General features: G+C 64.7%; 9 protein-coding genes. 4 read left to right on the forward strand and 5 right to left on the reverse strand.

What is annotated here, in order from left to right:
* Positions 1-14: 14 nt before the first annotated feature.
* Complete coding sequence (gene ppgK / locus K4G53_RS20400; RefSeq protein WP_221387513.1) at positions 15-818, reverse strand: polyphosphate--glucose phosphotransferase; 804 nt, start codon at positions 816-818, stop codon at positions 15-17.
* A 126-nt stretch (positions 819-944) separates the two neighbouring features.
* Positions 945-1,823, reverse strand: coding sequence for a type I methionyl aminopeptidase (map, locus tag K4G53_RS20405; protein WP_221387514.1), 879 nt, complete (start codon positions 1,821-1,823; stop codon positions 945-947).
* Between the two features lie 118 nt (positions 1,824-1,941).
* Here map and K4G53_RS20410 point away from each other — a divergent pair, with 118 nt between their 5' ends.
* Positions 1,942-2,106, forward strand: coding sequence for an SPOR domain-containing protein (locus K4G53_RS20410; protein WP_221387515.1), 165 nt, complete (start codon positions 1,942-1,944; stop codon positions 2,104-2,106).
* A 160-nt stretch (positions 2,107-2,266) separates the two neighbouring features.
* On the opposite strand, the gene panB is transcribed toward K4G53_RS20410, so the two are convergent.
* The gene (gene panB, locus K4G53_RS20415; RefSeq protein ID WP_221387516.1) at positions 2,267-3,163 is read right to left on the reverse strand and encodes a 3-methyl-2-oxobutanoate hydroxymethyltransferase; all 897 of its coding nucleotides are present in this window, start codon (positions 3,161-3,163) and stop codon (positions 2,267-2,269) included.
* A 275-nt stretch (positions 3,164-3,438) separates the two neighbouring features.
* Between panB and K4G53_RS20420 the strand changes: the two genes are divergently transcribed.
* From K4G53_RS20420 to K4G53_RS20430, 3 genes are read left to right on the forward strand one after another with little or no spacing between them, the layout of a single operon-like run.
* Entirely contained in the window at positions 3,439-4,779 is a 1,341-nt protein-coding gene (locus K4G53_RS20420) for a glutamine synthetase family protein (protein WP_221387517.1), read from the forward strand.
* Positions 4,780-4,788: 9 nt separating this feature from the next.
* Positions 4,789-7,800: a bifunctional [glutamine synthetase] adenylyltransferase/[glutamine synthetase]-adenylyl-L-tyrosine phosphorylase gene (locus K4G53_RS20425; RefSeq protein ID WP_221387518.1), complete on the forward strand. Its 3,012-nt coding sequence runs from the start codon at positions 4,789-4,791 to the stop codon at positions 7,798-7,800.
* Complete coding sequence (locus K4G53_RS20430) at positions 7,790-8,341, forward strand: GNAT family N-acetyltransferase (protein ID WP_221387519.1); 552 nt, start codon at positions 7,790-7,792, stop codon at positions 8,339-8,341. The genes K4G53_RS20425 and K4G53_RS20430 overlap by 11 nt, the downstream gene beginning before the upstream one ends.
* Before the next feature lie 957 nt (positions 8,342-9,298).
* Here K4G53_RS20430 and K4G53_RS20435 read toward each other — a convergent pair.
* Both K4G53_RS20435 and K4G53_RS20440 read right to left on the reverse strand, forming a co-directional pair.
* Positions 9,299-10,513 carry an HNH endonuclease family protein gene (locus K4G53_RS20435; RefSeq protein ID WP_221387520.1) on the reverse strand — a complete coding sequence of 405 codons (1,215 nt, stop codon included), beginning with the start codon at positions 10,511-10,513 and terminating at the stop codon, positions 9,299-9,301.
* An 859-nt stretch (positions 10,514-11,372) separates the two neighbouring features.
* Positions 11,373-12,563 carry an acyltransferase gene (locus K4G53_RS20440; protein WP_221387521.1) on the reverse strand — a complete coding sequence of 397 codons (1,191 nt, stop codon included), beginning with the start codon at positions 12,561-12,563 and terminating at the stop codon, positions 11,373-11,375.
* Positions 12,564-13,863 lie beyond the last annotated feature (1,300 nt).

Raw genomic sequence — 13,863 nt, forward strand, 5'->3', positions numbered from 1 at the left:
CACCGGCACCAGCGCTACTTGGCCAGTTTGTGCTGGAGCGCGATTTCCAGGGCGGCGCCCACAATTCCTGCCTCGTTGCGCAGCACGGCAGGCACGATCGGCGTGCGGAGCTTGAGGTTGGGAAGGTATTCATCCGCGCGCTTCGAAATACCGCCGCCCACGATGAACAGTTCCGGCGAGAACAGGAACTCGACATGCGAGAAGTAGCGCTGCAGCAGCACGCTGTACTCGTCCCACGACAGGCCGTCCCGTTCCCGTGCCACGGCGGACGCCTTCGACTCGGCGTCGAAACCGTCGATTTCCAGGTGTCCCAGCTCAGCGTTCGGCACCAGCTTGCCGTCGAAGATGAAGGCTGATCCGATGCCGGTGCCCAGCGTGATGACCAGGACGGTGCCGGACACGCCCGCGCCGGCGCCGTAGCGGGCTTCGGCCAGGCCTGCGGCATCGGCGTCGTTGATGACCTCAACCGGCCGGCCCAGCCGCGCGGTGAGGAGCGCGTCGATGTCCGTCTCCAGCCAGCTCTTGTCCACGTTGGCGGCCGAATGGACCACACCGTGCTGGATGATGCCGGGGAACGTCACGCCGACGGGCGAACCGGCGGCAGGCGCCTCGGGCCGGGCCGAGAGTTCCGCCACCACCAGGGCCACGGCTTCGGCCACCGCCTCCGGGGTGGCGGGCTGCGGGGTGGGCACGCGGAACCGGTCACCCAGGAGCTTGCCCTTCTTCAGGTCGACAATGCCGCCCTTGATACCCGTTCCACCGATATCGATGCCGATCAGCGGTTCGTTCTTGTGCGGCTTCTCGTCGTTCTTGGCCAATGCGGTTTTCCGTTCGTGACAGGGGCGGGCAGGTAAGGGGCGCATCGGGGCGCCCCTGGTTTGGATTCTCCGGCGTGGACCGGTTCTGCGTGCTTGGTTCTACGTGCTTTTGCCGGTGGGGCCCGGTCAGGGGAGGGTCAGGATTTCTGCGCCGGTCTCGGTGACCAGCAGCGTGTGTTCGAACTGCGCCGTGCGCTTACGGTCCCTGGTGACCACCGTCCAGTCGTCGCTCCACATGTCCCATTCCACCGTGCCCAGCGTGAGCATCGGCTCGATGGTGAACACCATGCCGGCCTCGATGACGGTGTTGTAGGCAGGGGCGGCGTCGTAGTGGGGAATGATCAGGCCGGTGTGGAAGGCCTCGCCGACGCCGTGGCCGGTGAAGTCGCGCACCACGCCGTAGCCGAAGCGCTTGGCATAGGACTCGATGGCACGGCCGATGATGTTGATCTCTCGGCCCGGGGCCACCGCCTTGATGGCCCGGTTCAGCGACTCCCGGGTCCGTTCCACCAGCAGCCGGGACTCCTCGTCGACGTCGCCCACCAGGAAGGTGTAATTCGTGTCGCCGTGGACACCGTCGATGTACGCCGTGATGTCGATGTTCAGGATGTCGCCGTCCTGGACCACCGTGCTGTCCGGAATGCCGTGGCAAATAACCTCGTTCAGGGACGAACACAGCGACTTGGGGAAGCCGCGGTAGCCCAGGGTAGAGGGGTAGGCGTGGTGGTCGAGCAGGAATTCGTGGCCCACCTTGTCCAGCTGGTCCGTGGTGACGCCTGGCTGGATGTGCTTTCCGACCTCCACGATGGCCTGGGCTGCGATCTTTCCGGCGACCCGGATCTTCTCGATCGTCCCGGCGGACTTGACCTCGGATCCGGTGAACTTGGCCGGGGCAGGCTTGCCGACATACTCCGGGCGGGGGATGGACGCCGGAACGGGACGCTGCGGGCTGACGGCTCCAGGGGTGAGGGTGCCGATGGGTGCAGTCGAGGCAAGGGAAGGCATAGATTGATCATATAAGGCACCGCTGAACGCCCAATAACCGACAGGCGGCGAAGACCCGCCGCGGGGTTTAAGTTACGTGGGTCACCCTGCGGTGCCCCCGACGGAACGAGGAGCAACGATGACCGAGTATTGGTTCAACATCAACACCCACGAGGTGGAAGAGGACCGGCTGTCGGACTGGAGCCAGCTCATTGGCCCGTACAAGACCAGGGCCGAAGCCGAGCATGCTTTGGAGAAGGTGAAGGCGCGCAACGAGGCCTGGGAAAAGGGCGACGACGACTGAACAGGTGGCGGGCGCAGGGGCGCCTGGGCGGCGCTCCTCGGCGGACTGCCTCGGCCGCGGGCGGCCTCACCTTGACGTCCGCTTCCGGAGCACCACCAGACGCCGACACGTCACCCGCCCGTTGCGGTCAGGTCGCCTGTTCCAGCGCCGTTGTAAAAAGTTAAAACGAGTGCTCGGGGCCGGGGAACGCGCCTGACCGGACGTCCTCGCCGTAGGCCGTCGCGGCGTCCAGGAGGGTGCTGCGCAGGTCTGCGTACTGCTTGACGAACTTCGCCATCCGGCCGCCGCGCAGCCCTGCCATGTCCTGCCACACCAGCACCTGGCCGGTGGTTGCCTTGCCCGCGCCGATGCCTACGGTGGGGACGTCGACTGCAGCGTCGACCGCCGCGGCGGTTTCGGCCGGTACCATCTCCATCAGCACGCAGAACGCGCCTGCCCCGGCCAGGGCCTGGGCGTCGTCAATCAGCCGCTGCGCGTCGTCGCCGCGGCCCTGGACCCGGTAGCCGCCCAGGGCGTGTTCGCTCTGCGGCGTGAATCCGATGTGCGCCATGACCGGAATGCCCGCCTGAACCATCGCCCGGACCGTTGGCGCGTAATACTCTCCGCCCTCGATCTTCACGGCGTGGGCCAGGCCTTCCTTCAGGAACCGGACGCCGGCGGCGACCGCCTGTTCGGCCGAGACTTCGTAACTGCCGAAGGGAAGGTCCGCCACCACCAGGGCGCGCTTGGCCGACCGCGCAACAGCCCGGCACAGCGGCAGCAACTCATCCACGGTGACGGGCAGGCTGGTCTCATTGCCGAACACGTTGTTGGACGCCGAGTCCCCGACCAGAAGGACTTCGATGCCGGCGGCGTCGAAAATCTCGGCGGTGTACTGTTCGTAGGCGGTCAGCATGGCGAACCGCGTTCCGTCCTTCTTGGCCTGCTGCAGGTGGTGGATGCGGACCTTCGCCGGCTTCCGTTCCGCAGCGGCAGCGGGCTGTTGCCCGGGCCCGCTGCCGTAGGGGGCGGGTACGTCGGCGGACACGCTTGAGTCGGAACTGTTGCTGGAAGCCATGGGATGAGCGTAATGCGGTACCCGCCGTCCTAGCTACCGCGGCAGCAGGCGGCCAAGGGTGATTAGCGTCATATCGCGGGCACCCGGGCGCCCTGTATCGGCGGCCAAACGGGGGTGCCCCGCCTGCATCCCCGGCCGCGGAGGTTAATGCTGTGTTACGCGCCGCGCAGGCTCAAGCATCGGCGCCGAATGCTTAGTACAGTGTTGATGAACTGCTGCCGGCTTCCCCTGTGCGGGGCCCCGGAGCATGGACGTTGACCGGAGAAGAGGCCATCATGGACCGCCAGCAAGAGTTTGTCCTGCGCACAATCGAAGAGCGCGACGTACGTTTCGTGCGCCTGTGGTTCACCGACGTCGTGGGATCGCTGAAGTCCGTGGCCCTGGCCCCCGCGGAAGTGGAGGGCGCCTTCGAGGAAGGCCTCGGCTTTGACGGCTCCTCCATTGAGGGCCTGGCGCGCGTCTTCGAGTCCGACATGCTACTGCAGCCCGACCCGGCCACCTTCCAGATCCTGCCGTGGCGCGGGGAGACCGAGCAGACGTCGCGCATGTTCTGCGACATCCTGACCCCCGACGGCGAGCCCTCCACCGCGGATCCGCGCAACGTCCTCAAGCGGACCCTTGCCAAGGCCGCGGACATGGGGTTCACCTGCTACACCCATCCCGAGATTGAGTTCTACCTTCTCAAGTCCCAGGAACTGGGCCCGGACGGCGCTCCGGTGCCGGTTGACGAGGGCGGCTACTTTGACCACGTGCCCGGCGGCGTGGCCCAGGACTTCCGCCGTACCGCCGTCACCATGCTGGAATCGGTGGGAATCTCTGTGGAATTCAGCCACCACGAGGGCGGCCCCGGCCAGAACGAAATCGACCTCCGCTACGCCGACGCCCTGCAGACGGCGGACAACATCATGACGTTCCGCACCGTCATCAAGGAGGTGGCCCTGCAGCAGGGGACCTACGCCACGTTCATGCCCAAGCCGTTCACGGCCCACCCCGGCTCGGGTATGCACACCCACTTCTCGCTGTTCGAAGGCGACAGCAACGCGTTCTTTGAAGCCGGCGCGGAATACCAGCTGTCCAAGACCGCCCGCCAGTTCATCGCCGGCATCCTCAAGCACGCGCCGGAGTTCACCGCGGTGACCAACCAGTTCGTCAACTCCTACAAGCGGCTCTGGGGCGGCGGCGAGGCACCCAGCTACCTCAGCTGGGGACACAACAACCGTTCGGCGCTGGTCCGCGTGCCCCTGTACAAGCCCAGCAAGGGGCAGTCGGCGCGGATCGAGTACCGCGGCATCGACTCGGCGGCCAACCCGTACCTCGCCTACGCCGTCCTGCTCGGCGCCGGTTTGAAGGGCATCGAGGAGGGCTACGACCTGCCGGCCGCGGCGGAGGACGACGTCTGGTCGCTCAGCTCGGCCGAGCGCCGGGCCATGGGGCACGACCCGCTGCCGGCCAGCCTGCACGACGCCATCCGCTCCATGGAGGACTCGGAGCTGTTGCCGCAGATCCTCGGCGAGCAGGTCTATGAGCACTTCCTGCGGAACAAGCGCGCCGAATGGCAGGACTACCGGCTGCAGGTGACGCCCTACGAGCTGCAGCGCAACCTCGGCATCCTCTAGGCGGCCGGCGTGAGCCTGGCACGCCGCCTCATCGCGGCCGGATTTAGCGACCTGGAAAAGGGCGAACGCTTCCTGGCTGCGCGCGAGCTGGAAGGGCTGGACCAGGACAGGCTCTTCGCCGGCCTGCACCTGGCTGCAAGCCCGGACACCGCCCTCCAGTCCCTGGTCCGGCTGATCGAAAAGCACCCGCAGCTGCGGGACCTGGCCGCTGCGGACCCGGAAAAGAGTGAGCCGCTGTACCGGCTGCTCGGCGCCTCCGAAGCGCTGGGGGAGTTCCTCATCCGGCACCCGGAGCACCTCGACGCGTTCGACGTCCGAGTCAGCCCGGAACCCCTGCCTGCCGACCCCGGGCGCCTGCGCGCAACCCTCTTGCAAGCCGTGGGCGCAGACCCCCGGGCTGCCCGCCCTGTCGCCGCAGCCACCGGTTCCGACGCCTACGTTGCCCTGCGCACGGCCTACCGCCGCGGGGTGGTGGACCTGGCCATCAAGGACCTGTGCGCGGCCGACCCGCTGGACTTCATGCCCGCTGTCGGCGGGGAGCTGGCGGACCTTGCCGGTGCCGCCATCGAGGCCGCCCTCGCAGTCTCCCGTGCGGAGGCCGGGGAGCAGTACAGCGCCGCGGACGTGGCGGACGTCGGCCTCGCCGTGATCGGCATGGGCAAATGCGGAGCCCGCGAACTGAACTATATTTCCGACGTCGACGTCATCTATGTGGTTGACGCCGGCGGCCTTGAGGACGCCCAGGCCAACACGATCGGCACGGCCCTGGCGAGCGGCATCTCGCGGGCCATCTCCTCCGTTGCCCGGGAACCCGGTTTGTGGGAGGTGGATGCCAACCTGCGGCCCGAGGGCAAGTCGGGCCCGCTGGTCCGCACCCTCGCGTCGCACGAAACGTATTACGCGCGGTGGGCCGAGAGCTGGGAGTTTCAGGCCCTGCTTAAAGCCCGCACCATCGCCGGCGACGCGGACCTGGGCCGCAAGTACGAGGAGGCCGTGGCCCCGCTGATCTGGAATTCGGCGGGCCGTGAAGGCTTTGTCGAGTCCGTGCAGGCCATGCGCCGCAGGGTCACCGAGCACATCCCGGCGGCGGAAGAGCAACGGCAGATCAAGCTTGGCCGTGGCGGCCTGCGGGACGTTGAGTTCACTGTCCAGTTGCTCCAGCTGGTGCATGGCAAGTCGGATGAGACATTACGACGGCGGGACACCACGTCCGCGATCGCGGCGCTTTCGGCCGGGGGCTATATCGGGCGGTCCGACGCCGCCGCTCTGGACAACGCCTACCGCTACCTGCGCCTGCTGGAACACCGCATCCAGCTGTTCCAGCTCCGCCGCACGCATCTCATGCCGGTTGCCGAGCCCGCGTTGCGGTCACTGGCCAAGGCAGTGCTGGGTCCGTTCTCCAACGAACGGCCGCACCCCGATGCGCTCCTGTCCGCCTGGCAGAAGACCAAGCGCTCCGTCCGTGAACTGCATGAGCGCATCTTCTACCGTCCCCTGCTGAATACGGCGGCGAAACTCAGCAGCGAGGACGCGAGGCTCACGCCCGAAGCGGCAGAGGGCCGGCTCGCCGCCCTCGGGTACCGGGACCCCAAGGGTGCCATGCGGCACATCGAGGCCCTGACCGCCGGTGTCAGCCGCCGCGCGGCCCTGCAGCGGCAGCTCCTGCCCATCCTGCTTGACTGGCTGGCCGAGGGCGTGGATCCCGACGCTGGCCTGCTGGCCTTCCGCCGGATCAGCGAGGCGCTGGGCACCACCCACTGGTACCTCGGCATGCTCCGCGACTCCAACGCCGCCGCCGAGCGGCTCTGCCACATGCTGTCCAATTCCCGGCTGATCGCCGACCTGCTGGAGGTGTCGCCGGAATCGGTGGCCTGGCTGGGGCACGACAAGGACCTCGCCCCGGTTGATTTCCAGGCGCAGTGGCAGGAGATCACCTCCAAGATGTCCCGGCACAAGGACCCGGAGAGCGCCATGCGGCTGATCCGTCTGATCCGCCGCCGCGAGATCCTGCGCATTGCGATCGCCGATTCCGCAGGCTTGCTGGACCAGGACCAGGTGGGCAGGGCGCTGGCGGACACGGACCGGGCCGCTGTCCTGGGTGCGCTGCGGGTGGCGGAGGGCATAGTGTCCGCCAACGGGCCCCTGAAGACCGCAGTGCTTGTAGTGGCGATGGGCCGCCAGGGCGGGCAGGAGATCGGCTACGGCTCCGACGCCGACGTCATGTACGTCCACCGGGCCCTGCCCGGCTTTTCCGAGGCCGAAGCGCAGGAGCAGGCCGCCCGCATCGTCGGCAAGGTCTCCAGCCTCCTGACCCAGCCGCTGAAGCCCGCCATCATGGCCGAACGCGTCCTCCAGATGGATGCCGATCTCCGGCCGGAGGGAAAGAACGGCGCCATGGTCCGTTCCCTTGAGTCGTTTGCCGAGTACTACCGCCGCTGGTCCCTGATCTGGGAGGCCCAGGCGCTGCTGCGGGCGCGTCCCATGGCAGGCGACGACGGCCTCGCTGCAGACTTCATCCAGCTCGTCGATCCCATCCGCTACCCCGAATCCGTGTCGGAGCAGGATGTACGGGAGATCAGGCGCATCAAGGCCCGCGTCGAATCCGAACGGCTGCCACGTGGCGCCGACCCCGCCCGGCACCTCAAACTGGGCCGCGGGGGACTCAGTGACGTTGAGTGGCTCGTCCAGCTGCTCCAGCTCCAGCACGCGGGCAAGCATCCGGAGCTGCGGACCACCTCCACCGTGGAAGCCCTGGAAGCCGCGGCGGAGCTGGAACTGCTGGCCGGGCCGGACGCCGCCCTGCTGGTCCGGGCCTGGCGGCTGGCAAGCCGGATCCGGTCCGCCAACGTCATCTGGAACGGCAAGGCCTCCGACCTCCTGCCCTCCTCACGCCGGGACCTTGAGGCCGTGGCGCGCTGGTGTGGCTATGAGCCCGGCAATGCCACCGCGCTGGAGGAGGACTACCTGCGGGTGAGCCGCCGTGCACGGGCAGTCTTCGAGCGTGTCTTCTATGGACAGTGACAGCTGCACGGGCGGGCCGGTATGGCTCATTCCGCTGCGGGACCTGGACGCCGACGCCCGTGCAATCCAGCTGGGCGCCGTTGCGGAGCTTGAGCTGGCTCCCGGGCAGGAACGCTTCGTCGGTGATCCGCTGAGGATGGCCCTTGCCGGACTGGCGGAAGCGGCGCGGCGGCCGTACGTGATCGAGTGGGCCGGCGCCGCCGTCGGCCTGCTGACCCTGCAGGCGGGGGCGGCGCGCCTTGCCGGCTGGCCCGACGACCACTCCGCCTGGCTGCTGCGCGGCTTCCTGATCGACCGGCGGCACCAGGGCTCGGGCCTCGGGACGCGCGCTGCTGCCGCCGCTGCGGAGGCCGCGCAGAAGCTCACCATGAGGCACCAAAGTGGCCAGTCCGGCGTCGTACTCTCCGTCAATGAGGCGAACCCGGCCGGCCTGTCCGCTTACCGCCGCGCCGGCTATGTTGATTGCGGCCAATACACGGGCGGGTCTGCCGGGCCGCAGCGGACCATGTTCCGCGCCTTTGCCGGCGCTCCGGCGGCGTAACGGGCGGTGCCGGCGTTGCGCTCAGCAACCGTTTGCCCGATTATGTGGATTGGCGGTGTTCTCCAACCTTGTTGGGGGGAAGGCTGGACAGAGTCTTCGTCTCGGGGGGCATTCGTCAAGGGGGTCCGGCTCCCGCTCTCAGCACGTCTGGAGCCGGGCCTCCACCTTAGCCGGGATCCTGCCCTGCACCCTCGGTGAACGAAAAAGGCGGCCACCGTGGTAACGGTGGCCGCCTTCGCCGTTTCAGCGTTCCTGCCGTGCAGGCTGGAGGCTAGACGCCGTAGTAGAGCTCGAACTAATCAGTCTTGTTTGATACGTATTGGCAGAGGCTGAAACCCTTATTTCTTCGCTGATCTTGCGTTGAGCGACACCGGCAAATTTTGGCATCTTTCGAGCCCCTTGCGGACTTTCCGGGGACTGGGGTTATTCAGCGCGCTTGTTTTTTCTGGCTGCCGCTCCCGAACTTGGGGGACTGTCTCCGGCGGAGGAGGAGCTAGGTGTGGTTCATGGCGTGCAATGCTTCTACGTCCTTACGGCTGAACCTGAACTCAGTTCTAAACTTGTGCCTCGGACCGGGCCACGAGAACATGCAGTGGAGCCTCTGTCGGTCACTATGAGTGGGTGAGACCGTGGTTGAGTGGCACCTATGACAACGACTGACAGTAAGAGTGACGAGCCCGAGTTCCGGAAGATCCACGAGGTAGCGGAGCTGTTCCGCATAAGCCACTCCACGGCCTTCCGAATGACGAAGGCCCAAGGTTGGCCGTCCACGTCCTCGAACGGGGAACCCAGCATGTCAGCCTGCCGCTTCTCTTCGCGCTCCTTATCTATGCGGGCGATCATCGCTGCGAACCCCTCCAGGTCAGACTTCACCATGAGCTGGAGGATAGCTAGCGGGACTTACAAAAAGAGAGCCCCTGTCAGCCAAGATGCCTCTTCTATTCAGGACGGAATGCGCTATGGGGCGCCGGGAAGCGTCTCGCGGGCGATGCCATTGTTGTTCGAGTCCAACTGGGCCACGTCGCCGTAGTACGGGTAGTAGGTGTTGAACCAGTTTTGGGCTTCATACCAGTAATTGAAGCTGTTGCAGTTTACCGAGTCACCCGGGTTTGCCGGCTGGGACGACGGGGGTGGTGTGGTTCCCCCACCACCCGACGGAGCGTTTCGAACGATTGGAATTGGCGAGCCCGCGGCCTGCCACTCAGCGAACGTCACCGGCCGGTTCATGTTCGGGCCGGCGTAGTACACGGTGGGGTTTCCGTAGTCCTGGTAAAACTGGTCCCCCGTGATCCTCTGAACCGTGGAAGGAGTCGGGAACCCCTCAGCGGCCCATTCCGTATACCCAAGAGGGCGACCAGCGCCGTTCACAACATCCGTCATCCGCGCAACCTCAGGAGCCCAAGTAAGCTTCAGGAAGCCCTCAGCCACCTTGTAGTCGAACGAACGGTAACCCGAGGCCGCCCACTCAGCGCCAGTGAGCTTGTGCTTGATGCCATCCTCGCCGGCAACAAAGATTTCGGCTCCTGTACGCCACTGGTAGTAGTAGCTGCCCTTGATCCACCCTGCGATGCGAGGGAACGGCTTACCTGCCGTGTTCCACTGCTCGAAGGACAGTGGCGTCCACATCCAGTTATCCTCGCCACCGGGCCAGAAAGTCACCGCATACACCGTCGGGGACCACGGGTACTTTACGAAGTCAGTCGATGCAGGGGTGGGCGTCTGGAAGTTGTAGACATCCTGCCACCGCTCGTAACTGAGCTGCACGGGAACTTGGTTGCCCCCGGAGTCGGGCTTCAGTTCACAGATGGTCGAGTCGTAGACAATCTTGTGGAGCGGCCACTTCTGCTGGCTCGCATCGATGATCATTTTCGTCGGCAGGCTGACCGGCGCGGTTCCGCACTGCGTGCCGTTGAGATAGTTGCCGAGTGCAGCGCGTTCCGCGTCGTCAACGCCGATGTTCCAACGCCATTTGACAGTCACCCAGCGGATTGCGTAGTCGCACTGACCAACCGTGGGCATCCATGTTGCTGGGTCCTGGTCGCCCTTGGACTGGTCGACATTGTCCGTGACCGCGTCCAGGCTGTGCTCGTAGCCGAGGTCATTGGCGAAGGCCGTGCGCTGGGCGGTGGTCCAGCTCCATGCTACGGATCGCCATGCTTCGGCCAAAGGCACGACATGGTCGATACTAACGTCTGAAGTGTTGGTCCACACTGCCCCGTCGTAGGGGGGAAGTCCACTGCCCAGTGGCGACCGTGCAGTCGGAGCTATACGTAACAGGCACAGCGGACTCTGCCTTGAGGACTTCAGCGCGTGTGTCGCACCCGTTCTCGTCAGTGTCGATCCAGTGCGGGAAGTAATCACGGCTGTACGGGTCCGCGATGTTCATGGTCCTTGGAAGCTGCGAGAGGATCCACTGCCCGGTATATCCGCCGCCAGCCGTCGCCTCGGTCTGCAACTTCTGCACTGGCGCGGTAAAGGGGGCTTCTGACGGAGCCGCATTGGTTGACTCCTCAGAAGCAGGGACCGTAGGGCCTGCGGTCGGAGTGGGAGCGCTCGTCGGCTCCGAGGGCGTTACGGTTGGCGTAGAGGCAGGGGACGGCTCGGCCGATGCGGTGGGTGAGTTTGTTGGTTTAGTAACCTGGTCATTGCTGACGGTGGTTGGGGCTGCGGTGGCCAGGGGTGCAACGAAACCTTGAGCGGTAGCTGCGATGGCTAGCGAAGCGAAGGCGGCTGTAAGCCGCCTGCGGTGATCCCCCATGGATTTCCTTCTAATAACGCTGCGATTGAAGCAGCAAGTCAAATGATGATCGGATCATATTCCACCGATTCGATAATTACGTGCGTTGTAACAAATGGGGAACCCGTCGCCAGCCGGAATGACTCGCGAGGGTTTCAGGTGTTGAGCATCCTGAGTCGCAGCTGCACATCCGCGGCCGTAGCACCAGGGTCATGCTGCTCCGTGATGTCCCCGAAAGACCCCCGGATGCCTGACTCGTGCTGCGCGGTCTTTCCTCTTCCCAATTGGTGGTACTCAGCCGGATTTTCTGCCCGTCTTGACCATGTGCGGGGCACTGCTGATCTTTGATTGGAATTTCGAGCCAACGAACTTCGACAGTCGGTGCGACGGCAGTTCGATCAGCCTGAAGAATGCAGGCGCCAGTAGAAGTGAGATGACGATGCCGAGGATGGCTGCGAGCGGTGCGAAGGCTGACCCCATGACGTAGCCCAAGCTCACGATAATGGGTTCGTGGATCAGGTACAGGCTGAATGATATCTTCCCCAGCCATTGAGCCGGCGCGGCTTCTAATGCTGCCCGCAACCCGCGCCAGTAAATTGCCGCGAAGATGATGATGGCAGCTCCGAGGACCATCGGCCCTACCGTCAGGCCATGAACTATCTGGCCTGGCGTCAGCGGAATCACGTACCAGCCAGCCCCAACGAGCAGGCACCCGGCCGTGAATATGATGGGCCACAAGCCTCGACGGGAGGTGATTTTCTCCCCCCAGCGTTCAAGGGCGCGGCGCTCCACGATCATCACGACGCCAACCATGAACATCGGCATATACTTCAAGATGGACTGGGCGGTTCCGTCTAGGTACGTGCTGGCGGATGAGAGCAGGACAAGACCCGCTATTCCGCAGGCCACGTACCCACGCGTTTTGAAGGCCAGCCACAGATAAACCGGCAGCGCCAGTGAAAACAGGATCTCCCATTGCAGGGACCACAACGGGGTTGCTAGTCCTCCGGGGCCACGCACCAGCGTCAGGTCTCCGACCAGGACTGCTGCCGTGACGTGCTCGGCTCGCCAATTGTTGAGCCAGTCGTTGCCCGTCCCGCCGACCCTTGGGACAAGGTAGACCGTGACCGCTGCTAGCAGGACTGCGGCCCAGATGGGCAGGTACAGCCGCAGGATGCGTTGACCGTAGAACGACTTGGCGCGGAAGGGCCTGCCGATGAATGGGAGGGTCAGAACGGCGCCGCTCAGCACAAAGAAGATGTAGACGGCGCCGTCGCCTTCCCATAGGAGGTGCAACGGTGTGTACGTCAGCCACCATGCGAGGGCATTGTCAGAGGTAGTAGTGCTGCTGGAGAAGTACGTGGCCGCGAGGACTGGCGACAGTAGGGCGGCGTGATGGATGAGGACAACGAGTGCTGCCACTCCACGGACCCCGTCCAGTGAATGAATCCGCCCCCCACGGGTGGACCTTGCTTCCGAATTCATACTGCGATAGTAGGTGACGCTGTTCACCTTCCTCGCATGGAGACCACTCCTGGTCATCCACCATATCGCCCGCTGGCAGGCGCGCCGTGGCCTGCATTGATGGCTGCGCCAGTGAATGAGTCGGAGCCGATCCGCGAGTACGTGCATGCGACCAAGATATGGCCTTCCTAAATCGATTTGGGTATGAGAAAACCCGCCAGAAGCGGGCACGTGGATCACTGACCTCTGATGGCGTGCTTATCGGCAACCCTTCAGAGGTTGTGTAATTCAGATTTGGGGACAAGTGATTAGTTTTCTTTTCGCTGCGGGCGCTGGCCTTTGTGCGCTACTAGCATCCTATTTCCGCTTTGTCTCTCGCGCAGAAGGGATGAGGAAGTCCAGGCGTCGCATGTCCCGCGGGCAGAAGCAGGGGAAAGCTTCAACACATAGCGGCGTGGTTGGCACTTATTGCACGGGTGCCCCCATTTCGCGCTGGGTCTACTGCCCAATGACAAGGTGGACGAGAACTCACACGGCGTCGTCCTTTGCGTCCTCGTAGTCCTATGGTGCTTAGCATGGCCCATATCCTGTTCTTGCTCTTTTTCGTCAGTGACGCCCGGGACAGCGATGGCCAGGAGGACAAGGAAAGTCGAGGGTTGGTTACCAAATAGTGAAGCTTGGAATACCCAGCTTTGGAAAAGCCCCCTGACTTGTATCAAACACTTGCCAGGGGCTTCAGGATTAAACCGCCACTAGGCGTCGGAAGCGGCCATCTGTTCGCTAACCGTTTCTGAGGGGTAGCCGCTGATTTCATCCGGCTTCGGCACATCGAACACGGCTGATTAGATGTTCGAGCCTGGAGTGCTGCTGGGCTTGCCGGGTCCGCGTCCTGGAGGTCCCATAGTTCTTCGAGCTGTTCACCCCTTGTACGGGTTCGCTTCGATACCGGCGTTGGCGACATTCACCCAGCCGGCTTCGAGCGCCCGATTGATGAGGGCTTTGCTGAGGCTGGTGCCGCGCCGGACAGTTCAGCCCGCTCCAGCAGGCTGGGTGCCCGGTCTGCAGCGTTCACGAGGATGTTTTCCGCCCGGTCCTGCGCGTCCCGGAAGGAGATGGCATCTAGAGCCGAAGTGAACTATCAAGACCGAACAGGCTCTTGGCGACTTCGTTTTCCTTGCAGCTTTGGCGGTGGTTTCGGCTGCCCGGAGTTCCTGGACTTCGTCTGGAGTTATTCGCGGGCGATGCTGCCGCTTCGCATCCGGGGTGAGGCGCTTGTCGTTGCGGATAGCCTAGCCGATGCAACCCACTACGCAATCCACTC

The sequence above is a fragment of the Arthrobacter sp. MAHUQ-56 genome (assembly GCF_019710585.1).
Lineage (GTDB): Bacteria > Actinomycetota > Actinomycetes > Actinomycetales > Micrococcaceae > Arthrobacter.